24 protein-coding genes and 1 tRNA gene are annotated in these 24264 nt (G+C 70.9%); 7 read left to right on the forward strand and 18 right to left on the reverse strand.

Features of this window, described 5'->3' with window-relative positions:
• Positions 1-2: 2 nt before the first annotated feature.
• The 11 genes from argF to infC all read right to left on the reverse strand — a co-directional run bounded on the left by argF (position 3) and on the right by infC (position 11449).
• The gene (gene argF, locus MXD64_RS15345; protein ID WP_042540032.1) at positions 3-926 is read right to left on the reverse strand and encodes an ornithine carbamoyltransferase; all 924 of its coding nucleotides are present in this window, start codon (positions 924-926) and stop codon (positions 3-5) included.
• Positions 923-2146, reverse strand: a complete 1224-nt coding sequence (locus MXD64_RS15350) for an acetylornithine transaminase (protein ID WP_017887968.1) — start codon at positions 2144-2146, stop codon at positions 923-925. The genes argF and MXD64_RS15350 overlap by 4 nt, the downstream gene beginning before the upstream one ends.
• Positions 2143-3195 (reverse strand): acetylglutamate kinase, encoded by a 1053-nt coding sequence (gene argB, locus MXD64_RS15355; RefSeq protein ID WP_263136747.1) that lies wholly within the window; start codon positions 3193-3195, stop codon positions 2143-2145. The genes MXD64_RS15350 and argB overlap by 4 nt, the downstream gene beginning before the upstream one ends.
• On the reverse strand, positions 3195-4394 hold the full coding sequence (gene argJ, locus MXD64_RS15360) for a bifunctional glutamate N-acetyltransferase/amino-acid acetyltransferase ArgJ (protein WP_017887970.1): 1200 nt from the start codon (positions 4392-4394) through the stop codon (positions 3195-3197). The genes argB and argJ overlap by 1 nt, the downstream gene beginning before the upstream one ends.
• On the reverse strand, positions 4391-5488 hold the full coding sequence (locus tag MXD64_RS15365) for an N-acetyl-gamma-glutamyl-phosphate reductase (protein ID WP_042540036.1): 1098 nt from the start codon (positions 5486-5488) through the stop codon (positions 4391-4393). The genes argJ and MXD64_RS15365 overlap by 4 nt, the downstream gene beginning before the upstream one ends.
• Positions 5489-5565: 77 nt before the next feature.
• Entirely contained in the window at positions 5566-8058 is a 2493-nt protein-coding gene (gene pheT, locus MXD64_RS15370; RefSeq protein ID WP_263136749.1) for a phenylalanine--tRNA ligase subunit beta, read from the reverse strand.
• A complete protein-coding gene (gene pheS, locus MXD64_RS15375) occupies positions 8058-9098 on the reverse strand; it encodes a phenylalanine--tRNA ligase subunit alpha (protein WP_042540039.1) in 1041 nt (346 codons plus the stop codon). Before pheS ends, pheT begins: the two co-directional genes overlap by 1 nt.
• Before the next feature lie 92 nt (positions 9099-9190).
• Entirely contained in the window at positions 9191-10042 is an 852-nt protein-coding gene (locus MXD64_RS15380; protein ID WP_027466551.1) for a TrmH family RNA methyltransferase, read from the reverse strand.
• Between the two features lie 65 nt (positions 10043-10107).
• Positions 10108-10491 carry a 50S ribosomal protein L20 gene (gene rplT, locus MXD64_RS15385; protein ID WP_017887975.1) on the reverse strand — a complete coding sequence of 128 codons (384 nt, stop codon included), beginning with the start codon at positions 10489-10491 and terminating at the stop codon, positions 10108-10110.
• Between the two features lie 28 nt (positions 10492-10519).
• Positions 10520-10714: a 50S ribosomal protein L35 gene (gene rpmI, locus MXD64_RS15390; protein ID WP_017887976.1), complete on the reverse strand. Its 195-nt coding sequence runs from the start codon at positions 10712-10714 to the stop codon at positions 10520-10522.
• 60 nt (positions 10715-10774) lie between these two features.
• Positions 10775-11449 (reverse strand): translation initiation factor IF-3, encoded by a 675-nt coding sequence (gene infC / locus MXD64_RS15395; protein WP_017887977.1) that lies wholly within the window; start codon positions 11447-11449, stop codon positions 10775-10777.
• 314 nt (positions 11450-11763) lie between these two features.
• Here infC and MXD64_RS15400 point away from each other — a divergent pair, with 314 nt between their 5' ends.
• Positions 11764-12114 carry a DUF1844 domain-containing protein gene (locus MXD64_RS15400; RefSeq protein ID WP_017887978.1) on the forward strand — a complete coding sequence of 117 codons (351 nt, stop codon included), beginning with the start codon at positions 11764-11766 and terminating at the stop codon, positions 12112-12114.
• A 76-nt stretch (positions 12115-12190) separates the two neighbouring features.
• Here MXD64_RS15400 and MXD64_RS15405 read toward each other — a convergent pair whose 3' ends face one another.
• Positions 12191-13480, reverse strand: coding sequence for a phosphotransferase (locus MXD64_RS15405; protein ID WP_017887979.1), 1290 nt, complete (start codon positions 13478-13480; stop codon positions 12191-12193).
• A gap of 104 nt (positions 13481-13584) precedes the next feature.
• Between MXD64_RS15405 and MXD64_RS15410 the strand changes: the two genes are divergently transcribed.
• Both MXD64_RS15410 and MXD64_RS15415 read left to right on the forward strand, forming a co-directional pair.
• Positions 13585-15447, forward strand: a complete 1863-nt coding sequence (locus MXD64_RS15410) for a glycoside hydrolase family 2 protein (protein ID WP_263136753.1) — start codon at positions 13585-13587, stop codon at positions 15445-15447.
• Positions 15448-15597: 150 nt separating this feature from the next.
• A complete protein-coding gene (locus MXD64_RS15415; protein ID WP_263136755.1) occupies positions 15598-16827 on the forward strand; it encodes a hypothetical protein in 1230 nt (409 codons plus the stop codon).
• 105 nt (positions 16828-16932) lie between these two features.
• On the opposite strand, the gene MXD64_RS15420 is transcribed toward MXD64_RS15415, so the two are convergent.
• Positions 16933-17982, reverse strand: a complete 1050-nt coding sequence (locus MXD64_RS15420) for an amidase domain-containing protein (protein WP_263136756.1) — start codon at positions 17980-17982, stop codon at positions 16933-16935.
• A gap of 107 nt (positions 17983-18089) precedes the next feature.
• Here MXD64_RS15420 and MXD64_RS15425 point away from each other — a divergent pair, with 107 nt between their 5' ends.
• Positions 18090-18473 carry a hypothetical protein gene (locus MXD64_RS15425; RefSeq protein ID WP_017887983.1) on the forward strand — a complete coding sequence of 128 codons (384 nt, stop codon included), beginning with the start codon at positions 18090-18092 and terminating at the stop codon, positions 18471-18473.
• 122 nt (positions 18474-18595) lie between these two features.
• Here MXD64_RS15425 and MXD64_RS15430 read toward each other — a convergent pair whose 3' ends face one another.
• From MXD64_RS15430 to galU, 5 genes are all read right to left on the reverse strand, one after another.
• A complete protein-coding gene (locus MXD64_RS15430) occupies positions 18596-19423 on the reverse strand; it encodes a hypothetical protein (RefSeq protein WP_017887984.1) in 828 nt (275 codons plus the stop codon).
• Positions 19424-19638: 215 nt separating this feature from the next.
• Positions 19639-19714, reverse strand: a tRNA-Ala gene (locus MXD64_RS15435).
• A 73-nt stretch (positions 19715-19787) separates the two neighbouring features.
• A complete protein-coding gene (locus MXD64_RS15440; protein ID WP_214518659.1) occupies positions 19788-20897 on the reverse strand; it encodes a hypothetical protein in 1110 nt (369 codons plus the stop codon).
• 118 nt (positions 20898-21015) lie between these two features.
• Positions 21016-21675, reverse strand: coding sequence for a GNAT family N-acetyltransferase (locus MXD64_RS15445; RefSeq protein ID WP_017887986.1), 660 nt, complete (start codon positions 21673-21675; stop codon positions 21016-21018).
• Positions 21676-21762: 87 nt separating this feature from the next.
• Positions 21763-22653, reverse strand: coding sequence for a UTP--glucose-1-phosphate uridylyltransferase GalU (gene galU / locus MXD64_RS15450; protein WP_017887987.1), 891 nt, complete (start codon positions 22651-22653; stop codon positions 21763-21765).
• Positions 22654-22767: 114 nt separating this feature from the next.
• On the opposite strand from galU, the gene MXD64_RS15455 reads away from it, so the two are divergent.
• The 3 genes from MXD64_RS15455 to mscL all read left to right on the forward strand — a co-directional run bounded on the left by MXD64_RS15455 (position 22768) and on the right by mscL (position 24215).
• The gene (locus tag MXD64_RS15455; RefSeq protein ID WP_017887988.1) at positions 22768-23352 is read left to right on the forward strand and encodes a 5-formyltetrahydrofolate cyclo-ligase; all 585 of its coding nucleotides are present in this window, start codon (positions 22768-22770) and stop codon (positions 23350-23352) included.
• A gap of 1 nt (position 23353) precedes the next feature.
• Positions 23354-23644, forward strand: coding sequence for an FmdB family zinc ribbon protein (locus MXD64_RS15460; RefSeq protein ID WP_071250341.1), 291 nt, complete (start codon positions 23354-23356; stop codon positions 23642-23644).
• 76 nt (positions 23645-23720) lie between these two features.
• Positions 23721-24215, forward strand: a complete 495-nt coding sequence (gene mscL / locus MXD64_RS15465) for a large conductance mechanosensitive channel protein MscL (RefSeq protein ID WP_042540047.1) — start codon at positions 23721-23723, stop codon at positions 24213-24215.
• The last annotated feature ends 49 nt before the right edge of the window (positions 24216-24264 follow it).

The raw sequence follows: 24264 nt of genomic DNA on the forward strand, positions 1-24264 counted from the left end.
GGTCAGTCGTTGGCGAGCAGCCAGGCCAGCAGCGCCTTCTGGGCGTGCAGACGGTTCTCCGCCTCGTCCCAGATGATGCTGCGCGGACCGTCGATGACGTCGGCGGTCACCTCGAACCCACGGTCTGCCGGCAGGCAGTGCATGAAGACGGCGTCGGCGGCGGCGTGCGCCAAGAGCGCGTCGTCGACGCGGTACCCCGCGAAGGTGTCGAGGCGCGACTGCTTCTCGGACTCCTTGCCCATCGAGACCCAGGTGTCGGTGACGACGACGTCGGCACCGGCCACGGCGGCCACCGGATCGGTCACGACGAGGACGGAGCCACCCGTCACGGCAGCGCGGTCCTCGGCGTCGGAGACGACCTGCGCCGACGGGGAGAACTCGGCCGGAGCGGCGACGCGGACGTGCATGCCCGCGGTCGCACCGGCGAGCAGGTACGACTGCGCCATGTTGCTCGCGCCGTCACCGATGAACGCCACGGTCTGCCCGGCCAGTGTGCCGCGGTGCTCACGGATGGTGAGCAGGTCGGCGAGGAGCTGGCAGGGGTGGAAGTCGTCGGACAGCGCGTTGACGACGGGGACCGTCGTGCCGGCGGCCATCTCCTCGAGCCCGGCCTGGCCGTAGGTGCGCCAGACGATCGCCGACACCATGCGCTCGAGCACGCGAGCGGTGTCCGACGGGGTCTCCTTGCCGCCGAGCTGGCTGTTCGCCGTCGAGATGATCAGCGGGCTGCCGCCGAGGTCCGAGATGCCGACGTGGAACGACACCCGGGTGCGGGTCGACGACTTGTCGAAGATCACCGCGACGCTCTGCGGACCGGCGAGCGGCTTCTCCGCCCAGCGGTCGGCCTTCATGCGGTCGGCGATGTCGAGGATCGCGGACTGCTCGGCCTGGCTCAGGTCGTCGTCGCGGAGGAAGTGGCGGGTCATGCGGTGGGCTCCTGCGCTGCGGCCACGGCCGCGAGGCTCTGGGCGAGGATCGACAGGAACTCGTCGACCTCGGCGTCGGACACGATGAGCGGCGGCGCGATGCGCAGGCTCGACTCGTTGGGGGCGTTGATGATGAGGCCGCGTTCGAGGGCGGCTGCGTTGACGAGCGGGCCGACCGGGCCGGCGAGACCGACGCCGATGAGCAGGCCGGTGCCGCGGACCTCTTCGACCAGCGGGGAGCCGATGGCACGGATACCGTCACGGATGCGCTCACCCTTGACCACCGCGCTGGCGACGAGGTCGGCGCGCTCGATCTCCTCGAGCACGGCGTTCGCCACACGGGTGCCGAGCGGGTTGCCGCCGAAGGTCGAACCGTGCTGCCCGGCCGAGAACAGGTCGGACGCCCAGCCGAAGGTCACGAGGGCGCCGATCGGGAAGCCGCCCGCGATGCCCTTCGCGATCGTGATGGCGTCGGGCGTCACCCCGTGCCCCTGGAACGCGAACCAGTTGCCGGTCCGGCCGACACCCGTCTGGATCTCGTCGAGGATCAGCAGCGCACCGTGCTCCTCGGTCAGCCGGCGGGCGGCCAGCAGGAACCCCTCGGGGAGGTCGACCACGCCGGCCTCGCCCTTGATGGGCTCGAGGATCAGAGCGGCCACGGTGTCGTCGATCGACGCTTCGAGCGCGTCGATCGAGGTGTCGATGTGCTCGACGCCCGGGATCATCGGCAGGAAGTCCTGCTGCAGTGCGGGCTTGCCGGTGAGCGCGAGGGCGCCCATCGTCCGCCCGTGGAAGCCCTGCTTGAGCGCGAGGATCCGCGTCTTCGTGCCGTCGGCGCCCCTGTTGAGGCGGGCGAGCTTGAACGCGGCCTCGTTCGCCTCGGCGCCGGAGTTGCCGAAGTAGACACGGCCCGCTTCGCCCGCGCCGGTGATGCGCTTGAGGCGCTCGGCGAGTTCGAGCTGGGGCGGGGTGGCGAAGTAGTTCGACACGTGCACGAGCTTCGCCGCCTGGTCGGCGATCGCCGCGACGAACGCGGGGTGCGCGTGGCCGAGCGAGTTCACCGCGATCCCCGCGAGGAAGTCGAGGTACTCGTTGCCCTCCACGTCCCACACACGGCAGCCCTGTCCGCGCTCGAGCATGATCTTCGGAGGGGTCAGGGATCGCATGAGCGACGCCCCGAACCGGTCGTTCCAGGTCTCGGTCTGCGTCTCGGTGCTCACTGCTGGTGTCCCTTCTCGTCCGTACCCGCCGCGTGCTGGCCGGTACTGCTGTCGATCGACGGCGACGCCACGCGTCGGCCGATCTCGGCGTGGGTCATCTGGTTCTCGGTTCGTCGGCTCGGGTCCGGGATCACCTCGGTGCCCGCACCCCGCAGGGTGAAGACCTCGAGCAGGATCGAGTGCGGGATCCGGCCGTCGATGATGGTCGCGCCGCCGACCCCGCCGACCACGGCATCGAGGCACGCGGTCATCTTCGGGATCATCCCCGACTCGAGGCTCGGCAGGAGTTCGCGGAGTTCCTCGACCGCGATGAGGTCGACGATCGAGTCACGGTCCGGCCAGTTGCGGTAGAGCCCCGGGACGTCGGTGAGCATCATGAGCTTCGACGCCCGGAGTGCGATGGCCAGGGCACCGGCCGCAGCGTCCGCGTTCACGTTGAGCGCCTGGTCGGGGTGCGCGTCGTCGATCGCGATGCTCGAGACCACCGGGATCCGACCGGCCTCGATCGCGGCGAGCACACCGGACGGGTCGACGTGGGTGATGTCCCCGACGTGGCCGAGGTCGTACTCCTGCCCGTCGACGACGACGCCCTTCTTCTCGCCGGTGAACAGCGAGCCGCCGTCGCCGAACACGCCGACGGCCAGGCCCTCGCCGTGTTCGTTCATCAAGTCGACGATCTCGCGGTTCACCTCGCCGGCCAGGACGTCCCGGACGACCGTGATCGCCTCGGTCGTCGTGACGCGGTAGCCGCCGCGGAACTCGGACTCGATGCCCTGTTCCTTGAGGGCGGCGGAGATCTGCGGACCCCCACCGTGCACGACGACGGGGTGCAGGCCGGCGTAGCGCAGGTAGACCATGTCCTCGGCGAAGGCGCGCTTCAGGTCCTCGTTCACCATGGCGTTGCCGCCGAACTTGACCACGACGACCTTGCCCGAGAAGCGCTTGAGCCAGGGCAGCGACTCGATGAGCGTCGCGGCCTTGACCGCGGCGAACTCGTGCTCTTCTTCCTTCGTGAGGGGCGTGCCGGCCCCGTTCGTGTCGGCCGCCATCAGCTGGAGTACGCGCTGTTCTCGTGCACGTAGTCGTGCGTGAGGTCGTTGGTCAGGATCGTGGCCGAGTGCGTGCCGACACCGAGGTCGATGCGCACGTGGGTGTCACGCGGGGTCAGGTCGACGGAGTCGCTCGGCTCGTCGGGTGCGCCCGCGTGGCAGACCCGGACACCGTTCATGCTGACGTCCACCGCGTACGGGTCGAACTCGGCGTCGGTGGTGCCGATCGCTGCGAGCACCCGTCCCCAGTTCGGGTCGTTGCCGAAGACGGCCGCCTTGAACAGGTTGTTCCGGGCGACGCTCCGACCGACGGTCACGGCGTCGTCCTCGGTCACGGCGTGCACGACCTCGATCGTGATGTCGTGGCTCGCGCCCTCGGCGTCCTGCTGCAGCTGCCGGGCCAGGTCGGCACAGACCGCGGTCAGGGCTTCCTGGAAGTCACCGACCTCGGGCGTCACGCCGCTCGCACCCGACGACAGCAGGACGACGGTGTCGTTGGTGGACATGCAGCCGTCGGAGTCGACCCGGTCGAACGTGATGCGGGTGGCCGCCCGGAGCGCCTGGTCGAGCTGGTCCGGCGTCTGCACGGCGTCGGTCGTGATGACGACGAGCATCGTCGCGAGCCCGGGCGCGAGCATGCCGGCGCCCTTGGCCATGCCGCCGACGGTCCAGCCGTCCTCGGTCACGACGGACTGCTTGGCCTTCGTGTCGGTCGTCATGATGGCGGTCGCGGCATCCGGACCGCCGTCGTCGCTGAGTGCCGCGCTCGCCAGGTCGACGCCACGGAGCACGTTGTCGCGGAAGGACTGGTCGCCGACGCCGATGAGCCCGGTGGAGCAGACGACGACGTCGCCGGCCCCGATCCCGAGGGCGTCGCCCACGGCCTCGGCCGTCAGGTGCGTGGTCTGGAAGCCGAACGGTCCGGTGAAGCAGTTCGCGCCGCCGGAGTTCAGGACGACGGCCCGGGCCACGCCGTCCCCGACGACCTGGCGGGACCAGATCACCGGGTGCGCCTGGGCGCGGTTGCTGGTGAACACGGCGGCCACGGCCGCGTCGGGGCCGTCGTTGACGACGAGTGCCACGTCCGGCTTGCCGCTGGTCTTCAGGCCTGCGGTCACGCCGGCGGCGCGGAAGCCCGCTGCCGCGGTGACGCCCTGGAGGCCCGGCTCGGTCTGGGTGGTCGTGCCTGCGTCGGTCACGGTGCGACTCCGTCCACGCTGAGGCCCGTGGTCTCGGGGAGACCGAGGGCGATGTTCGCCGACTGGACGGCGGCGCCCGCCGTGCCCTTGGCGAGGTTGTCGAGGGCGGTCACCGCGACGACGCGGCCGGCGGCCTCGTCGACGGCGATGCCGACGAGCGCGGTGTTCGCGCCGATCGTGTCGGCCACCCGGGGGAACTCGCCCTCGGGCAGCAGGTGCACGAAGGGTTCGTCGGCGTACGCCTGCTCCCACGCGAGCCGGACGTCACGCGCGCTGACGCCGGGCGAGAGCTTCGCGGTCGTGGTCGCCAGGATCCCCCGCGACATCGGCACCAGGACCGGCGTGAACGAGATCGTCACGTCGGAAGCGCCCGCGACCTGCAGGTTCTGCTGGATCTCGGGGACGTGCCGGTGCGTCCCCCCGACGGCGTAGGCACTGGCGGACCCCATGATCTCGGAGGCCAGGTAGGTGGTGCTGAGCTTCTTGCCGGCACCACTCGGCCCGACGCTGAGCACCGCGACGAGGTCGTCGGACTCGACGAGGCCAGCCTGGACGCCCGGCTGGATGCCGAGCGTCACCGCGGTGACGTTGCAGCCGGGGACCGCGATGCGCTTCGTGCCGACCAGGGCGGAACGCTGCTTGCCCTGGGAGGCGATGTCGTCGACCTCGCGCCACTCGTCCGCCGAACCCGGTGTGGGAGCCGCGAGCAGGAGTTCGGGGAGGCCGTACGTCCACGCGCCGAAGTAGTCGCCGCCGTAGAACCGCTCCCACGCAGCCGGGTCCGTCAGACGGTGGTCCGCGCCGCAGTCGATGACGAGCGCGTCGTCGCCGAGCTCCGCGGTGATCGCACCCGACTGTCCGTGCGGCAGCGCCAGGAAGACCACGTCGTGCCCGCGCAGCGTCTCGGCCGTCGTCTCCGCCAGGGTCAGGTGCGACAGCGAACGGAGGTGCGGCTGGGTCGCGATCAGGGGCTGTCCGGCGTTCGAGAACGCGGTCACCGTCCTGACCTCGAACTCGGGGTGGGCGGAGAGCACACGCAGGAGCTCACCACCCGCGTAGCCGGAGGCTCCCGCCACGGCGACGGATACGGACATGGGATTCCACCTTTGGTCGGACTGGTCGTCGAGAGAGTCGGAGGCGGCGACCCCGGGCGGTGCTGATCCCGTGTGGGTCAGTCGCGCAGGGTCGCCCCGAATCGCTCGCCGGCACGTCGGACAGCGCCGTCACGGGCCTCGGTGGCCTCGGCAGCGGTCAGCGTGCGGTCCGTGGCACGGAAGCGCAGGGCGAACGTCAGGGACTTCTGTCCCTCGTCCACGCCGGAGCCCCGGTAGTCATCCACGAGCCGAGCATACTCCAACAGGTCTCCGGCGCCAGAGCGCACCGCATCCAGCACCTCGCCGGCCGGTACCCCGGCGTCGACGACCAGGGAGAGGTCCTGCGTGGCTGCCGGGTAGGAGACGATCGGCGCGACCGCGATGAGTTCCGGGGCTGCGGCGACGAGCGCGTCGAGGTCGAGCTCGACGACCGCCACCACGCGGGGCAGGACGGCGGCCTCGGCCAGTCCGGGCAGGAGTTCCCCGGCGACGCCGACGACCGTGCCGTCGACGAGCAGGGACGCGGCGCGACCCGGGTGCAGCGACGGGTGGGTGGCCTGCGCGACGGTCAGTTCCACACCGACGGCCCACGCGACCTGGCGGGCGGTGTCGATGGCGTCGGCGATGCCGAACGGTTCCGCGGTGGCGCCGGGCTGCTTGACGACCCGGTGGCCGGTGAGCAGGGCGGCGACGTGGAAGGGCTGGGCCGGCAGCGAGGCGTCCAGTGCTTCGAGCGTCGCACGGTCGGGCCGGGCCGCGCCCGCCGGGACCTCGTCGGTGCCGACCGTCACGCCCGTCACCGGCAGGAACACCCGGGACGTCTCGTACAGGGCGACGTCGACGAGCCCGCGCGAGACGTTGCGGCGGGCGGCGTCGACCAGGGCCGGCACGCCGCTGCGGCGCAGCAGGTTCTGCTCGCTGTCCAGGGCGTTGGCGAGCACGACGCTCGGTCCGCCCTGCGGGTCGATCCCCGGGTAGGCGTCCTGCGTGGCGGCCGACACGAACGGGGCCGTGACGACCTCCGTCAGGCCCGCCGCGGCCAGCGCCGAGGCCACCCGACGACGTGCCTGCTGGTGCCGGGTCAGCCCCCGGCCGGGCGGGGCGACGGGCAGGACGCTCGGGATGCGGTCGTAGCCGACGATGCGTGCGACCTCTTCGACCAGCGTGGTGTCGTCGGTCAGGTCAGGGCGCCAGGTGGGCGGGGTGACCGCGAGCTGCTCGCCGTCGGACTCGACCGTGGCGCCGATCGCACGGAGCGTCTCGATGACCTCGGCGTCGGTGTAGTCGACGCCGACGAGCTCGGCCGGACGGGAGACCCGCATCGTGACGGTCGGCCGCGGGTCGCTGTCGACGAGCGTGGACCCGAGGGGGTCGGCGGTGCCGCCGGCGAGCTCGACGAGGAGCTCGACGGCGCGGTTCGCCGCGGCCTCGGCCACCAGCGGGTCGACCCCGCGCTCGAAGCGACGGGAGGCCTCGCTGGGCAGCTTGTGCCGACGAGCGGTGCGGGCGATCGAGACCTGGTCGAACCCGGCGGCCTCGATCAGGATGTCCGTCGTGCTCGCCGAGATCTCGGTGCGGGCCCCGCCCATGACGCCGGCGAGACCGACGGGACCGTCGTCGTCGGTGATCACGAGGTCTTCGCGGTCGAGCTTCCGGACGGTGCCGTCGAGGGTCTCGAGCGTCTCAGCGGCGTTCGCCCGGCGGACGCCGAGGCCCCCCGCGATCGTCTGCAGGTCGTAGCCGTGCAGCGGCTGGCCGAGCTCGAACATGACGTAGTTCGTGATGTCGACGGGCAGGGAGATCGAACGCACCCCGGCCAGCGACAGACGCGACACCATCCAGGATGGTGTCTTCGCTGCCGGGTCGATCCCGCGCACGACGCGCGTGACGAACGTGGAGGCGCCGACCCGACCCCGGACCGGAGCCTGGTCGTCGATCGTGACCCGGAAGCCCTCGGCCGCACGCGGCGCGATGCGCTCAACGGGGTCGTGGAAGCTGGCTCCGGTGGCGTGCGCGTACTCACGAGCGACCCCGCGCATGCTCAGCACGTACCCACGGTCGGGCGTGACGTTGATCTCGACCGCGGCGTCGTCGAGGCCGAGGAGCGCGATCGCGTCGGCACCGACGGCGGGCTCCATGCCGAGGTCGGCGAAGCGCAGGATGCCGTCGTGCTCGTCGCCGAGCCCGAGCTCGCGCGCCGAGGCGATCATGCCGTCGGACACGTGTCCGTAGGTCTTCCGGGCGGCGATCGGGAACGGCCCGGGCAGGACCGCACCGGGCAGCGTGACGACGACGAGGTCGCCGACGTCGAAGTTGTGCGCGCCGCAGACGATGCCGCGGGGCTCGGCTTCGCCGACGTCCACCTGGCACCAGTTGATCGTCTTGCCGTTCTTCTGCGGCTCGGGGACGCGCTCGAGCACCCGACCGACCACGACGGGGCCGGTCAGGTCGAAGGTGTGGACGTCCTCTTCCTCGAAGCCGACCGACACGAGCGCCGCGTGGACGTGCTCGAGGGTGACGTCGTCGGGGAGGTCGACGGACTCACCGAGCCAACGGAGTGGGACGCGCATCAGACCACCGTTCCGAACTGCTGCGAGAAGCGGATGTCGCCCTCGAGGAAGTCACGCATGTCGTTCAGGCCGTTGCGGAACTGCAGCGTCCGCTCGATGCCCATGCCGAACGCGAAGCCCTGGTACTCGTCCGGGTCGATCCCGGCGGCACGCAGGACGTTGGGGTTGACCATGCCGCAGCCACCCCACTCGACCCACCGTGCGCCACCCTTGGCGTTCGGCTGCCAGACGTCCATCTCGGCACTGGGCTCGGTGAACGGGAAGTAGTTCGGGCGGAGGCGGATCTGCGCCTCGGCGCCGAACATCTGCCGGGCGAAGTGCTCGAGCGTGCCGCGCAGGTGCGCCATCGTCAGGCCCTTGTCGATCGCGATGCCCTCGACCTGGGTGAAGACCGGCAGGTGCGTGGCGTCGAGCTCGTCGGCACGGTAGACGCGTCCGGGCGCGATGACGTACAGCGGGAGGTCACGCGACAGCAGCGACCGCACCTGCACCGGTGAGGTGTGGGTCCGCATGACCAGGTGCCGGTCGACGGGCTCGACGAAGATCGTGTCCGCCATGGCCCGGGCGGGGTGGTCCTGGTCGAAGTTCAGCGCGTCGAAGTTGAACCACTCGTGCTCGAGCTCCGGGCCTTCTGCGACTTCCCACCCCATGCCGACGAAGATGTCGGCGACGGCTTCGTTCAGCAGCGAGAGCGGGTGGCGGGAGCCGGTGGCGCGGTGGGTCGGCAACGCGGTGACGTCGACGCGTTCGGCTTCGAGCCGTGCACGTTCCTCGGCCACCGCGAGGACGGATTCCTGCTCGGCGATCGCCGCGTTCACCCGCCCACGGGCCTGCCCGACGAGCTTGCCCGCCGCGGCCTTCTGTTCCGGCGGCACACTGCGCATCGATGCGTTCATCCGCGCCAACGGTGACTGCTCACCGGTGTGCTCGGCCCTGGCCTGCTTCAGTTCGGCGACCGTCGTCGTGGCACGGACGGCGGCGAGGGCCGCGTCCACCGCGTCGGCGACGGCCGATTCGCTGATCTCGAGAGGTTCTGACACGAGACCCAAGCCTACCGGCCGTCGGGATACCACCCACCTGCACCGAGCGGACGGTGGATGGCCGACGCCGACGACCGATCTGTGGAGGAGCGTCAGCTCCGGAGCGCGAAGGCCGACTCGTACAGGCACACCGACGCCGCCGTGGCGAGGTTCATCGACTCTGCCTGCCCGTAGATCGGCACCTTGACTGCCCGGTCGACGAGCGCCAGGTCGTCGGCGGTGAGCCCGCGTGCCTCGTTGCCGAAGACCCACGCGGTCGGACCGTCGAGCATCCCTTCGGCGCGCACCACCGGCAGGTCGTCGCCGGAGACGTCGGCGGCGAGCACCGTGTAGCCGAGGGCCTTCGCCCGCTCGATCGTGTCCGCGAGCGTGACGCCCACCGACACCGGCACGTGGAACAGGGACCCGGTCGTCGACCGGACGACCTTCGGGTTGTACGGGTCCACCGACCGGCCGGTCAGCACCACCGCATCGGCTCCGGCCGCGTCAGCGGCGCGGATGATCGTGCCGGCGTTCCCCGGGTCCCGCACCTCTTCGAGGATGGCGACCAGTCCGGGCAACGCGGCCTGCTCGTCGGACGCATCACGGGCCTCCGCGTCGGCGGCAGCCGCAGCGCGGTCCGGGAAGACGTCCTTCACCGACGTCGGGAACTGCTGGCACACCGCGACCACGCCCTGCGGGGTGACGGTGTCCGCCATCGCGTCGAGCACCTGCTCGGTCACGAACCACGTGTCCACCGGCGCGTCGTCCAGCCCGTAGCGGGCTGCGGCGGTGGGGGTCACGTACAGCTCGCGCAGGAGCTCCGGCGCGTACTCCAGCGCTTCGCGGACCGCTTGGGGTCCTTCCAGCAGGAACAGGCCGGTCTCGGCCCGGACGTCCTTCTTGGCCAGGGCCGCAACGGCCTTCACGCGTCCGGCACGGGGGTTCTCGAGGAGATCGCTCACGACCCAAGTCTAGGAACGACGAAACCCCCGCCGTGCGGCGGGGGTTTCGCGAGCAGAAGAACTGACTACGCAGCCTTCGGGGCCGAGGTGTCGGCCGGGAGGGCCTTCTTCGCGGTCTCGACGAGCGCGGTGAAGGTCTCGGGGTTGTTCACCGCGAGGTCGGCGAGGATGCGACGGTCGACCTCGACGCCAGCCAGGTTGAGACCCTGGATGAGGCGGTTGTAGGTCAGGCCGTTCGCACGGGACGCAGCGTTGATGCGCTGGATCCAGAGGCGACGGAACTCGCCCTTCTTCGCGTGACGGTCGCGGTACGCGTAGACGAGGGAGTGGGTGACCTGCTCCTTGGCCTTGCGGTACAGACGCGAACGCTGGCCGCGGTAGCCCTCGGCGCGTTCGAGGATGACGCGGCGCTTCTTGGCGGCGTTGACCGCTCTCTTTACTCGTGCCATTGCACTATTCCTTTACGATCTGCGGGGCTCAGTGGCCGAGGAGCTTCTTGACGTTCTTCGCGTCACCCTTGGAGAGGACCTGGTCCTCGTTCAGGCGGGCCTTGCGCTTGGAGCTCTTGACCTCGAGGTTGTGACGCATACCGGCCTGCTGCTTCATGATCTTGCCGGTACCGGTGACCTTGAAGCGCTTCTTCGACCCGGAGTGGGTCTTCTGCTTGGGCATGGTGGTGCCTTTCCGTGGGATGGATGGGGGGCCGCGTCGTTGCGGGTTCGGTCCGGGGACCTATTCGGCCGCGGAGTCCGTGGATTCCGCAGCTGCCTCGGACGTGGAACCGGCCTCGGCCTCGTCCTTGCCCTTCGCGGCGTGCTCGGTGGCACGACGCTCGGCCTTCTGTGCAGCACGCTTGGCGTTCTGCTCGCCCTTGACGTCGGACTTGTTCTTGAGCGGGGCGATGATCATCGTCATGTTGCGGCCGTCCTGGGTCGGACGCGACTCGACGACGCCGAACTCGGCGATCTCTTCCGCGAACTTGTGGAGGAGACGGACACCCTGCTCAGGACGCGACTGCTCGCGGCCACGGAAGAGGATCATCGCCTTCACCTTGTCGCCACCGAGGAGGAACCCCTCGGCGCGCTTGCGCTTCGTCTCGTAGTCGTGCACGTCGATCTTCAGGCGGAAACGGACCTCTTTCAGGTCCGTGTTCACCTGGTTGCGACGGGCTTCCTTGGCCTTCTGAGCGGCTTCGTACTTGAACTTGCCGTAGTCCATGATCTTGGCCACGGGCGGCTTCGAGTTCGGCGCGACCTCGACCAGATCCAGTTCGGCTTCCTGCGCGAGACGCAGGGCCATGGCGATCGGGACAACGCCGACCTGCTCACCCTGCGGACCGACGAGTCGGACTTCGGGAACGCGGATTCGGTCGTTGGTACGGGGATCGGTGATGCGGAGCTCCTTCAATCAGGTGGTGGCCGTCCGGGGCGTTTGCCCTGGACGACAGCACGAGAGAGGAGATCTGACGCACGGGATGTCGACCCGTTCGGCAGCCGCCCTGCATCGGATCCGTGGGATCCGACCGACGAGCGCAACACGTGCACTCGCGGAGCGGTGGTGACCCGGTAGCCTGGTGGAACGCGGCCGCGGGTGGGAGAGACTCCTCTTTCGTGACACCGTCCGGGAGTTGTCAGGGTTCGTGACGTCAGGAGAACTGATGTCAAGAGAACTGATGGCACACGGACAGCATCTGCCGCGAGCAAGCCTAGCAGAGGAGCACCGTGAGCGACACCCCGATCGACGACACCGGCATCGACGCCGCCAGGGACATCGCGGAGGTGCCGGCGGTCGAACTCATCAACACCGTTGCGGTGCACCTGCTCAGTGCCGCGGCCGTGAAGGTCGGCCTGGCCGACGACCCGCAGCAGCAGACCGACCTGGACGAGGCACGGAAGCTCATCACCGCGCTGGCCGGTCTGGTCACCGCCGCCGCGACCGAGATCGGCGATCACCACGCCCGCCCGCTCCGCGACGGGCTGCGGTCGCTGCAGCTCGCCTTCCGCGAGGCGTCGGCGATCCCGGACGCGATCGGCGCCGGGCCGGGCGAGAAGTACACGGGACCCGTCAACTAGACGGGCGTCACCCGGTGACGGACAGGAGGCCCGTGGCGGTGTCGCCACGGGCCTCCTGTTCGTTCGTGGGTCGCGGTCAGGACCCGCTGTCGCCGACCAGGCGCGCGACGGCCGCCAGCGGGATGCCGACCCAGTCGGGTCGGTTGCGGGTCTCGTAGACGACCTCGTAGACCGCCTTGTCGAGCTCGAAGGCGTCGAGCAGCGCACTGTGGCCGGCGAGGTCCGCGCCGGTGCCGCGCTGGTAGCCGTCGAGGAAGCGCGCTCGCGCCTCGGCTGCCCAGGCTGACGCGTCGACCGGCTCGGCGTCGTGCGCCAGGGCACCGGCGACGTAGTCGAACGAGCGGAGCATGCCCGCGACGTCGCGCAGGGTGACGTCCGGCAGCGACCGTTCGTCGAGGGGGCGGAGCGGTTCGCCCTCGAAGTCGAGGAAGACCCACCCGCGGGGATCCGGAGCCGCCAGGACCTGCCCGAGGTGCAGGTCGCCGTGGATGCGCTGCAGGTCCGGCCAGATCGCGTCGGCTGCCCGGGCGTAGACCGCACGGATCGCGTCGGCGTGGTCGGCGACGGCCGGGGCCTCGCGGGCGGCGGTGTCGAGTCGGGCGTGCATCGTGGCGACTGCGGTGGCGCGTCGCGACGCGTCGGCCGGCTCGGTCGGCAGCGCTCCGGCCAGGGTGCGGTGCACGTCGGCGAGCGCGGTGCCGAGCTGCTCGGCTCGGTCCCCGAACGGCGTGCCGGCCTGGGCTTCCTGCAGGGCGACGCGCCAGGCGTCGTCGAGCCCGGGCAGGAACTCCTGGGCGAAGGCGAGGTGGCCGGTCGCTGCGCCGTCCGGGCGGCCGACGTCGGGCCAGTCGGCGCGGAGGGCCCCGTAGACCCGGGGCACGCGGGTGCTGCCCGCCGCGGTGAGGGCGAGCTGCGTGGTCACGTCGGGGTTGTCGCCGTGGTGCAGCACGCGGAAGACCTTGATGATGACGCGATCGCCGGACTCCGTGTCGCAGATGACCGAGGTGTTGGACTGCTCGCCCGTCAGGACGCGGGCCGCGGTGACCCGGCCGATCGGGCTGAGGCACTCCGGCGCCGCGTCGATGCGTGCGGCGAGCGCCGACACCCACGCGAGGTCGGTGGTGGCGTCGACGACCGTGCCGTCGGGACCGCTCGTGATCGGTGCCTGGTAGAGCACGGGGACCGCGGGGGCCTCGTCGAGCACCAGGCGGGTCCCGTCGTCGGTCGAGATGGTGCGGAGACGCGGCACGGACCCCTTCGAGGCGTACCAGCGACGGTCGGCGATCCAGGACTCGAGGTCGTGGTCGCTCGGCGTGCGAGTGTCGGGGGCGGTGGTGTCGGGGGCGCTGGGTGCTCCGTCGCTCATGCAGCGGAACCTACGCGCCGGGGGCTGGCGAGGTGCCGAGTCCTCGGCGCGACGGCGGGCGGCATGCCCTTTACAACGATGTACCGAACCGGGAACATGGAGGTATGAGCACGCTCGACGGCACCGTGGCCGCACCTGACTCCGCTTCCGCCCCCGGCCTCCCCCTCGCTTCGCGGCAGGACGGCACGTACCCCCGGCCGCAGATGCTCCGCACCGCCTGGGCCGACCTCGACGGCACGTGGTCGTTCCGGAACGACGGCGACGACGACGCCTGGCGCACCGGCTTCACCGACGCCCGGGACATCGTCGTCCCGTTCCCGCCCGAGTCCCCGGCCTCGGGCATCGACGAGCCCGGATTCCACCCGGTGGTCTGGTACTCCCGTGCGATCACCCGCTCGGAGCTCGACGCCGCCGGGTTCGGCACCGGCGCGCCTCGACTCGTGCTGCACTTCGGCGCCGTCGACCACCGCGCCCGCGTCTGGGTCGACGGGCAGTTCCTCGGCGGGCACGAGGGCGGCCACACGCCGTTCTCCTTCGACGTGACCGAGGCGCTGACCACGGACCCCGACGCCGTGCACACCCTGGTGGTCCGCGCCGAGGACGACCCGCACGACCTGACCCAGCCGCGCGGCAAGCAGGACTGGCACGAGGACCCGCACGCGATCTGGTACCGCCGCACCACCGGGATCTGGCAGACCGTCTGGCTCGAGGCCGTGCCGACCGTCTCCATCGCGTCCCTGCGCTGGACGAACGTCGACCACGCGACCATGCGCCTGACGGTCCGGCTCGACGGGCACCGCACCGGCGGCGAGCGCCTGCGCGTCGAGGCCCGCTGGGACGACCGCGACGAGCACCTCGCCACGATCGAGACCACCGTCGGCGAGACCGGGGACGAGTTCGACGTGGTCGTCCCGATCGCGCGGCAGACGAACGGGCAGGCCGAGGACGAGCTGCACTGGACCCCGGACGCCCCACGCCTGGTCGACGCGACGGTCTCGCTGCTGCCGCGTACCGGCGCGACGCCGATCGACGCCGTCGCCAGCTACTTCGGACTCCGGACGGTCGGGGTCGACGGCGGCGCGTTCCTGCTCAACGGCCGACGCCACGAGGTCCGCAGCGTCCTGAACCAGGGCTACTGGCCCGAATCGCACATCGCCGCCCCGTCCCGCCGGGCACTCCGCCGCGAGGTCGAACTCATCAAGGAGCTCGGCTTCAACGCGGCCCGCAACCACCAGAAGATCGAGGACCCGCGGTTCCTGTACTGGGCCGACCGACTCGGACTCATGGTGTGGGGCGAGGCCCCCGGCGCCTACGCGTTCTCCCCCCGTGCCGTGCAGCGTCTGGTGCGCGAGTGGATGGACGCCGTCGAGCGTGACGCCTCGCACCCGTCGATCGTCACGTGGGTGCCCGTCAACGAGAGCTGGGGTGTGCAGCACATCGCCACCGACCCGGCGCAGCAGGCCTACGCACGGGCCCTCGCCGACGTCACGCGGGCACTCGACCCGACGCGTCCGGTGATCTCGAACGACGGGTGGGAGCACACGAACTCCGACATCGTCACGATCCACGACTACGAGGGTGACGGACCCCGGCTCGCAGCGACCTACGCGGACGAGACCGCACGGACCCGGCTGCTCGGTGGGATCGGCCCGGCGGACCGCCGCATCCTGGTCGGTGGCGCCGAGAACCTCGGCCAGCCGGTCATGCTCACCGAGTTCGGCGGCGTGAACTACCAGCCGGGCGTCCAGCGCGAGGACGGCTGGGGGTACACGTCGGCCACGGACGGCGACGACTGGGTCGCCCGCATCACCGCGCTGTACGACGCGGTCCGTGCGAGCTCGTTCCTCGCCGGGTCCTGCTGGACGCAGCTCACCGACACCATGCAGGAGACGAACGGCCTGCTCAACGCAGACCGTTCCCCGAAGGTCCCGATCGAGCAGATCCGTCGCGCGGTCACGGGGCGCTAGCCGGGAGGCCCACACCCCGTGAGCAGCGGTGGTCACCTCCGGCAGACGGACCCGACCACCGCTGCTCACGACGCACACGGGTCGCCTCGCGCCGGGCGGGCGGCGACCCGCGATGCGGGGCGCGGCCCACGGTCTGGGAGGATCGGGCGGGTGACGAACGTGGCGGAAGCGAGCCGGGCCTCCAGGCGGGGGTTCCGCAACCTGCTGACCGGACGGCACAGCGCGTGGACCGCGCCGCTGCTGCTCTGGATGGGCTCCCGGGTGGTGAGCACCGTGCTGCTGGCGACCGTGTACCTGCTGGCGACCGCGAACGGCTGGCCGTTCGCCTCGTACCGACGCGACCCGTCGTTCTTCACGTTCTCGGGGTCGTGGGACGCCTCGTTCTACCGGATCATCGCCGAGCACGGGTACCCGGCGACGCTGCCCGTCGACGACGCCGGGCACGTCCTGCCGAACGCGTGGGCATTCCTGCCCGTGTTCCCCACGGTCGTGCGGATCCTGATGACGCTGACCGGCGCCTCGTTCTGGGTCACCGGGGTCCTCGTCGCCTCGATCGCCGGAGCCGGCGCGTGCGTGCTGCTGTACCGGCTGGTGCTCGCCGTCGGCAGCGCACACCGTGCCCGCTGGGCGACCGCGCTGTTCGCGTTCGCGCCGACGGGCTTCCTGCTGCAGGTCGCCTACGCCGAGAGCCTGCTGCTCGTGCTGCTGTTCGGCGCACTGCTGGCCCTGGTGCGGCGACGGTACTGGCTGATCGCACCGCTCGGTGTCGTGGCCGCGTTCACGAAGCCCGGGGTCCTGGCACTGGCGCTGGCGCTGGCCGTGCACCTGGTGGTGCGGTGGGTCGGAGCGCGCCGGTCCGGGCGAGCAGCCGAGGTGTTCCCGTGGCGCGATCGGATCGCGATCGCGGTGACCGGCCTGGTCGTCGCGGCTGCGGGCCTGGCGTGGCCCGTCATCGCGACCGCCGTGACGGGGCGGCCGGACGCCTACCTGGACACCGAGTTGTCGTGGTGGGTGGGGTTCGTCGGCCGGCAGCACTTCGCGCCGCTGACACCGTGGTTCATCATGGCGTCGACGTGGCTCGGGCCGCTCGGCATCGGGCTCGTCGTGGTGGTGCTCGCCGGCGCCGTGTGGTTCATCTCGCGCAGGAGCACCCGGGCCCTGGGCACCGACGTGCTCGCGTTCACGGCCTCGTACGGGCTGTACCTGGTGGCCGTGTTCCTGCCGCAGCAGTCGTTGCCACGGTTGCTCATGCCGATGGCGCCGCTGCTCGGGTCGGACGCGTTCGTGGGGACACGGCGGCGGGCGGTGACGTGGCTCGTCGTCGGGGTGTGCCTGCAGCCGGTCGCGATCGTGCTGCTCTGGTTCCTCGGGTACCCCTGAGCGGTGCTGTCCGTCGGCTCTGCAAGACACCGGTGTTCGCCGGTTGAACACGCGCAGACCGCGGTGCGACACGCGAACACCGGTGTCGTGCGGGCCTGGACAGCGCTACACGTCGAACGTGTGGAACCAGGCCGTCCCACCGGGGTGCTGCACCGTGATCATCTCGTCGAGGTCGCGGTACGGGCCGTCCTGGTTGTGGCTCGCCGACTTGATGCGGATGGTGCCGTCGGACTCGGTGAAGACCTCGGACACGATGGTGGTGTGGTCCGGTGAACCGTTCGCGTTCCAGTCGAAGAACACGATGTCGCCGACCTTGACCTTGTCGCGCTCGTCCGACGAGCGCCGGGTGAGCCCGAACTCGGCCGCGTTGGTCTCGAGCCACGGGTCCATGGTGGGGCAGTAGGTCCACGTCGCACTGTGCTCGGCGCCGGCCGCGCGGTTGTACCAGTCGGACCGCTGCTTCCAGCCGCGGGCGATGAGCGTCTGGTTGACGTAGTTCGCGCAGTCGCCGCCGATCGGGTTCATGGTGCCGTACTCGGCGAGGTTGTAGTCCTTCCAGTACCGCATCGCGTAGGCGAGCTGCCGGTCGACGTCGGTCAGTGCGGCGTACGCGAGGGTGGTCGTCGCGACGGCGCTGCCCGCGTCCGGTGTGGGGGCGGCGGTCGGTGTGGGCGTGGTGGTCGCGGTGTCCTGGGTGGCGCCGCTCTGCCCGTCGTTCGCGGCGCTGCCGTTGCCGTCCGAGGACTGGTTGGCGGACGGGCTCGGCTCGATCGCCGACGTGAAGAGCGCGACGTCGGCGTCACCGGCGGTGTACATCGCCTGGTGCGGGGCCGTGAAGGTCACCTTCGACGCGGTCGCCTCGACGTCGCGCGCAGCGACACCACCGACGGTGACGCCCTTGACCGCGGCGAGCCCGGTCCCCGTGACGGTGACCGTGACGCCACCGGCGAGCGGGACCTGCGCCGGGGCGAGGGCCTTCGCGACGGGCTTCGTCGCGGGGGTGGACGTCGTCCCGCCCCCGCCGCCGGAGCTGCCCCGGCCGCTGCCGCCGTCGCCGCCCTTGTCGCTGCCGGAGGAGCACGCCGCAACGGCGAACCCGATCCCGGCGACGCCGGCGAGGGACAGGAGTGCGCGGCGGTTCATCGAGGCAGTCATGACACGACCAGCGTAAGCGACACCTCCGTCGTTCCGACACGGCATGATCATCTCCGGGGACGAGCGTCCTCCGTGTCCCAGCGGACCCGTTCGGAAGGAACACACACATGCCCGAGAGCCACGACTTCTTCGTCGCCACCGACCCCGAGACCGCCCGTGCCCAGGTGCGCGACGCGCTCGCCCACGAGGGCTACACCGTCGACGACGCCGAACAGGGTGCGCTCCGCGCGACCCGCGGCAGCCTCGGCCTGACGCTGCTCATCGGCGGCATGGCGAACGACCGCACGTTCCACACCCGCCTGGACGTGCAGATCATGATCGCCCCGGACGGCCGCACCGTCGCCCGACTGCTGCGCGGATCCGGCAAGTCCGCGATCAAGGGCGGCGCGCTCGGCGTCTCGCGCGGCAACCGCGCCTTCGAGCAGGCCGCGAACGCGATCCACACCACCTTCGCGCAGTCCGGCGTGCTGACCGAGAGCATCGCGGGCTGACGATCGGGCGGTGGCGATGGGTCTGACGCGACCCTCGGACGGACGGGAGGCCCGGTGCCAGCTGGCACCGGGCCTCCCGTCTGTCAGGTCAGGTCAGGTCAGGTCAGGTCAGGTCAGGTCGATCAGGTGCAGGAGACGTTGCGGTCGATGGTGCCGGAGCCGTAGGGCACCTCGACCTGGACCATGGCGATGGTGCCGCCGGGAAGCGGCGTGCCGGAGCACGCCTTGCGTGCCTTCGTCACCGTGCTCTTGCCGAGCGCGATCCAGTTCGAGCGGCCGTACAGCGGGCTGTTCGCCTTGACGGTGCCGGCGATGGTCTTCCACTGTGACCCGGTCGAGTACAGGCCGATCCGCTTCACGCCGGCGGTCTTGAGCCCGACGATCATGCCCTGCATCGCCGCACGGTTCTGCGCGGTGTCGCGCTGGTACGACAGACCCGTCTCGACGTCGATCCACCAGCGGTAGGCGGACGGGTTCGGGACCCCACGGCTCTGGACGTCGTCGTACCCGCGGGCGTAGCCGTACATGAACGAGCAGGCCAGGGTGAGCTGCTTCTTGCCGCTCTTGGTCACGCACGTGCCGAACGGGTTGGTGGGCACCGTGCCCTGGTAGCTGTTCGACGTCGGCCAGACCGAGGCCTGGAGCCCCGGGTTGGCGAACAGCGCGTACAGCTGGGTCTTCGGCTGGGCCGAACCGCCGACGGACTTCGATGCCCAGTCGAGCTGTTCGGCGAGGCACGGGTTCGTGGTGTTGCCGAGGGACTCGTTGACCCCGACGATGCCGAACGCCTGGTCGGTCGGCACCTGGCTGCCACACTGCGGCCAGGAGATGTCGACCCCCAGCGGTGTGACCGCCGCGGACGCACCCGAGGACGGTCCGGCGACCGCGATGCCGGCGGCCACCACCACCGTGGTCGCGATGGTCGCGACGAGACGACTGATACGGAACATGCTCTCCCCCTGGTCGGGCCCGGTGGGCCGGCGACGCCCCTGCGGCGCACCGGGAGTCTAGGGCGATGCGTTGGACAACACACCACCCCGGTGCGTGAACTGTGTCGAACGATCCCCGTTGCTCGGCCTGTGGAGGAAGGTCTCACCGCACGCGCGCAGCAACGACAGAACGGCCCGGAACCTGTCGGTTCCGGGCCGTTCTCGTGGTTGCCACGTGGTGGAGCTAAGGGGATTCGAACCCCTGACCTTCTCATTGCGAACGAGACGCGCTACCAACTGCGCCATAGCCCCAAGTGCTCGACCACACTAGCACCCTCGTTCGGCCCAGCCGAAATCGCGCGTGGCCCGTCGGGCGTGCCGCGGGTCAGACCGCGCGGCGCCGTCGCATGATCGCGTCGAGGTCGGCCTGCTGGTACGCATCGTCGTCGAGGACGCCCATGCCGGCCCACTTGCTCGGCGGCCCGGCAGGCTCGTCGGTGGGAGCAGGAGCGGCTGGAGCAGGAGCGCCGGGAGCAAGGCCGGCGGACGCGGCCGGGGCCCGGAGCCCGAGCCGCTCGGCGAGACGCCCCTGGTCGTGCGCGGACAGTGACGCCGCCGCTTCTTCGAGCTCGGGACGCATCCGGGACACGGTGGCGAGCGACGGGTCGGACTCCCCCGCACGGATCGCCGCAGCTTCGGCCTCGGCTTCCGCCTTGGCCGCGGCGACGCGCTCCTTCAACCGGGCGGCGAGCTCGGCCGACGACTCGGGCGACGCGGCCGGCGCGGCCGGTCGCTCCACGTAGAGGGGCTTCGGCACGTGGTTCGGGGTCCACGAGCGGTCCTGCGCGGGCACAGCGGGCTGTTCCGTCGACAGGGGCGGCGCCGGGTCGGTCCACGCGGTGGACTGCCGGGAGGCGCGGGTCGCGCCCGTCTCGGCGGCCGCGAGACGCTGCTTTCGCGCCGTCGCCACCTGGTGCAGCTGGGCCAGGACCGCTGCGGACCCACCGGCGGCGACGAGGCCGGCGACACCGACGAGCCAGAGCGACGGCGATGCGATGAAGACCACGAGGGCGATGACGATGCCGAGCGTGCCGAACAGGGTCGCTCCGAGCCGGGAACGGCGCATCCGCATCGCGGTCAGGGCCGGCACGGCGGATGCCCGCTCGAGCACCGGGGCCTGCTCGGCGAGGCGGCGGGTGATCTCACGCTGCCGCGCGGCCTCGTGGGCCCGGACGATGGCGGTGCGCTTGGCCTCTTCGGACCGGGCGACGCGCTGCGCCTGGGCCAGGGACTTCGCGTTCATCTCGATGCGGACCTCGTCCGGCAGCTCGGCGGTCTGCGCGAGGATCCGGAGGGTCTGCTGCAGCCGGATGGCGTTCCGCTCGGTGGCCAGGTACTGACGACGGGCGGCCCACGACGGCATCAGGTAGACGAGCCAGAGGACGGCCGCGACGAGCAGGACGATGCCGCCACCCCACGAGCCGATTCCTGCCATGCGAACACGGTAGGGGCGGCGGTTCCCCGGCCCCGTCATTGCCGGACGCGTGTTGCGCGTGTCGGGGCGGAATCCGTGGGAGGTGCGCCGCGCCTCCGGGCCCGTCAGGTGCAGCGCGTCAGATGCGCGGCGTCGTGTCCAGCGGCATCGCGGCCTCGTCGCGAGCGGCGAGCGGCACGGTCCCCACGCCCGGGGGCACCTGCCCCTGGACCCAGCGCTCGAGGACGCCACCGCGGACTTCTTCGGCCACCAGTGCGAAGCAGAAGTGGTCGCGCCAGTCCCCGTTGATGTGGATGTACCGGCGACGGAGCCCCTCGTACCGGAAGCCGAGCTTCTCGACGACCCGCAGGCTCGGGGCGTTCTCCGGCCGGATGCAGATCTCGATCCGGTGCACGCCGAGCGACCGGAAGCAGTGGTCGACGGCGAGGGCGACGGAGATCGGCGTCACGTTGTGGCCGGCGGCGTCCTCGACGACCCAGTAGCCGATCGAGGCGCTCGCGAGCGAGCCGTACGAGATGCCGGAGACGTTGAGCTGCCCGACGAAGCGGCCGTCGAGCTCCATCGCGAACGGCAGACCGAGTCCCGCGCGGGCGTTGGCCTGGAGCGCGCGGATGCTGCCACGGACGTCGGTGGAGACGTGTCCGGAGGGGTTCGTGGCTTCCCAGGTGCGGAGCCACGAGCGGTTCGTCGCGAGTGCCGCGTCGAGGTCGCGGGTGTCGCGGAGCCGGAGGGGGCGGATGGTGACCCGCCCGTGGGACAGGGTCGGGATCGTCGTCATCGCTGGGTTCCTCCGGGGTCCCGCCCCGGTGCGGGACGGGGTGTCCCGCTCGGGTCCGTGATCACCGGACCCGAGCGGGATGGCCGACTATTCGCCCGCGTTGAACTCCTTCAGCCACGACTTGAGGTCGGGGCCGAGGTCATCGCGGTCCGAGGCGAGCTGCACGATCGCCTTGATGTAGTCGAGTTTGTCACCGGTGTCGTACCGGCGTCCACGGAACACGACGCCGTACACGCCGCCGGTCCACTCTTCCGCGCTCGCCATCTTCATGAGCGCGTCGGTGAGCTGGATCTCGCCGCCCTTGCCCGGCTCCTGCTTCTCGAGGACGTCGAAGACCTCGGGACGGATGACGTAGCGGCCGATGATGGCCAGGTTCGAGGGCGCTTCGCCCTGCGGGGGCTTCTCGACGAGGCCGGTGATCTTCACCACGTCGTCGGTCTCGGTCGGCTCGACCGTGGCGATGCCGTACAGGTGTGTCTGCGACTCGGGGACCTCGAGCAGGGCCACGATGGTGGCGTTCTTCTCGCCCTGGACCTCGATCATGCGCTGGAGCAGCGGGTCACGGGCGTCGATGATGTCGTCACCGAGGAGCACGGCGAACGGCTCGCGGCCGACGTGCATCTTCGCGCGGAGCACCGCGTGGCCGAGGCCGAGCGGGTCACCCTGGCGCACGTAGTGCATGTCGGCGAGGTCCGTCGACTGGTTCACCTTCTGCAGCTTCTCGTGGTCGCCCTTCTTGCGGAGGGTCTCCTCGAGCTCCGACACGTGGTCGAAGTGGTTCTCGAGCGCGTTCTTGTTGCGCCCGGTGATCATCAGCACGTCGGTCAGCCCGGCACCGACAGCCTCTTCCACCACGTACTGGATGGCCGGCTTGTCGACGACGGGGAGCATCTCCTTCGGCATCGCCTTGGTCGCGGGGAGGAAGCGGGTACCCAGCCCTGCGGCCGGGATCACCGCCTTCGAAATCTGGAAGCCCATGGTCAGACCGTATCCGATCCCCCTTTCGAGGGCATGTCGTCGCTCCGGGGGACACGGGAGTGCGCGCGTTCCCGGCGGGAAGCCGCAACGACACCCCTCGGTAGACTCCTCGGCATGATCGCCGATCTCGGGAACGAGAAGCGCGCCCTGCGAGCCGAACTCCGGCAGCGGCGGCGCACCCGGACCACGACCGAACGCGACGCGGACACCGAGACCCTGACCGCGACCCTGCAGCGCTTCGTCGAGGAGCGCCAGGTGACGTCCATCGCCCTGTACCTGTCCGCGCCGGACGAGCCGAACGTCCGGCCGTTCCTGAACTGGGCCTTCGAGCAGGGCATCCGCGTGCTGCTGCCCGTCACCCGCGAGGACGGCCTGCTCGACTGGGCCGTGGGCGACGGTGAGAGCGAGACCGAGAGCCTGCTCGGCCTGCCCGAGGTCGTCGGTGAGGTCCTGTCCCCGCTCGCGATCAATGACGTCGACGCCATCCTCGCCCCCGCGGCGGCGGTGGGGCACGACGGGGTCCGCATGGGCTGGGGGCGCGGCTACTACGACAAGACCCTCGGGTCCATGGCGAACCGCCCGCCCGTCTATGCTGTGATCTTCGACGCGGAGTACCTCGACGAGGTCCCGCGCGAACCCCACGACGAACCCGTCGACGGCATCATCACGCCGTCACGCATCATCACGTTCCGGAGCTGATGTGCCCACCTACTCGTACCGCTGCACCGAGTGCGACAACGCGTTCGACATCAAGCAGTCGTTCTCCGACGCCACCCTGACGGAGTGCCCGGTCTGCGGCGGCGTCCTGCGCAAGGTGTTCTCCCCCGTCGGCGTGACCTTCAACGGCGGTGGCTTCTACCGCACCGACTCCCGCCCGGCGCCGAAGGCCGAGGGGTCGTCGAGCGCCCCTGCGAAGTCGGAGCCGAAGAAGTCCGAGCCGGCGAAGAAGCCCGAGTCGAAGCCGAGCAGCTCGAAGTCCGCCGCGTCCTGACGCGGTCTGCGCTCTCCGGATACATTGGGCGCGTCGCCACTCGGCGGCCGTCCTCGACCCGGAAGGAGACCCTCGCATGAAGGGCTTCAAGGAGTTCCTGCTCCGCGGCAACGTCATCGACCTGGCCGTGGCAGTCGTCATCGGTGCGGCGTTCACCGCGATCGTCAGCACGATCGTCAGCGCCCTGATCAACCCGCTCATCGGTGCGGTGTTCAACGCCTCAAGCCTCGACCAAGCCTTGAAGGTCAAGATCCCCACGGTCTCCGGCGAAGGCGCAACGCTCTACTTCGGCGCGATCATCGGCGCGGTCATCAACTTCGTCATCGTCGCCGCTGTCGTGTACTTCGCGCTCGTCGTACCCGTGAACCACCTGAAGAAGGTGGCGTTCGAGCGCGTCAAGAACGACGAGGAGCAGACCCCGCAGGACGTGCCCCCGACCGACGTCGAAGTGCTGCTCGAGATCCGCGACCTGCTCCGCCCGCAGAACGGTGGCGCCGCGAGCACGGGGGCGCACATCGCCCCGTCGAACGCTCCCGAGGGGCCCGGCATCGGCGGCTCGACGAAGCTCTAGCCCCGGCGCACGACCGCGCTCGGACCCGCAAGACACCGGTGTTCCCGCT

The sequence above is a fragment of the Curtobacterium sp. Arg-1 genome, from assembly GCF_025643395.1.
Lineage (GTDB): Bacteria > Actinomycetota > Actinomycetes > Actinomycetales > Microbacteriaceae > Curtobacterium > Curtobacterium poinsettiae.

Bases quoted from the DNA above. Each gene is read 5' to 3' on its own strand.
- argF (WP_042540032.1), bottom strand. From the start codon at position 926: ATGACCCGCCACTTCCTCCGCGACGACGACCTGAGCCAGGCCGAGCAG.
- argB (WP_263136747.1), bottom strand. From the start codon at position 3,195: ATGGCGGCCGACACGAACGGGGCCGGCACGCCCCTCACGAAGGAAGAA.
- MXD64_RS15365 (WP_042540036.1), bottom strand. From the start codon at position 5,488: ATGTCCGTATCCGTCGCCGTGGCGGGAGCCTCCGGCTACGCGGGTGGT.
- pheT (WP_263136749.1), bottom strand. From the start codon at position 8,058: ATGCGCGTCCCACTCCGTTGGCTCGGTGAGTCCGTCGACCTCCCCGAC.
- rplT (WP_017887975.1), bottom strand. From the start codon at position 10,491: ATGGCACGAGTAAAGAGAGCGGTCAACGCCGCCAAGAAGCGCCGCGTC.
- rpmI (WP_017887976.1), bottom strand. From the start codon at position 10,714: ATGCCCAAGCAGAAGACCCACTCCGGGTCGAAGAAGCGCTTCAAGGTC.
- MXD64_RS15405 (WP_017887979.1), bottom strand. From the start codon at position 13,480: ATGAGCGACGGAGCACCCAGCGCCCCCGACACCACCGCCCCCGACACT.
- MXD64_RS15410 (WP_263136753.1), top strand. From the start codon at position 13,585: ATGAGCACGCTCGACGGCACCGTGGCCGCACCTGACTCCGCTTCCGCC.
- MXD64_RS15420 (WP_263136756.1), bottom strand. From the start codon at position 17,982: ATGACTGCCTCGATGAACCGCCGCGCACTCCTGTCCCTCGCCGGCGTC.
- MXD64_RS15425 (WP_017887983.1), top strand. From the start codon at position 18,090: ATGCCCGAGAGCCACGACTTCTTCGTCGCCACCGACCCCGAGACCGCC.
- MXD64_RS15430 (WP_017887984.1), bottom strand. From the start codon at position 19,423: ATGTTCCGTATCAGTCGTCTCGTCGCGACCATCGCGACCACGGTGGTG.
- MXD64_RS15440 (WP_214518659.1), bottom strand. From the start codon at position 20,897: ATGGCAGGAATCGGCTCGTGGGGTGGCGGCATCGTCCTGCTCGTCGCG.
- MXD64_RS15445 (WP_017887986.1), bottom strand. From the start codon at position 21,675: ATGACGACGATCCCGACCCTGTCCCACGGGCGGGTCACCATCCGCCCC.
- galU (WP_017887987.1), bottom strand. From the start codon at position 22,653: ATGGGCTTCCAGATTTCGAAGGCGGTGATCCCGGCCGCAGGGCTGGGT.
- MXD64_RS15455 (WP_017887988.1), top strand. From the start codon at position 22,768: ATGATCGCCGATCTCGGGAACGAGAAGCGCGCCCTGCGAGCCGAACTC.
- mscL (WP_042540047.1), top strand. From the start codon at position 23,721: ATGAAGGGCTTCAAGGAGTTCCTGCTCCGCGGCAACGTCATCGACCTG.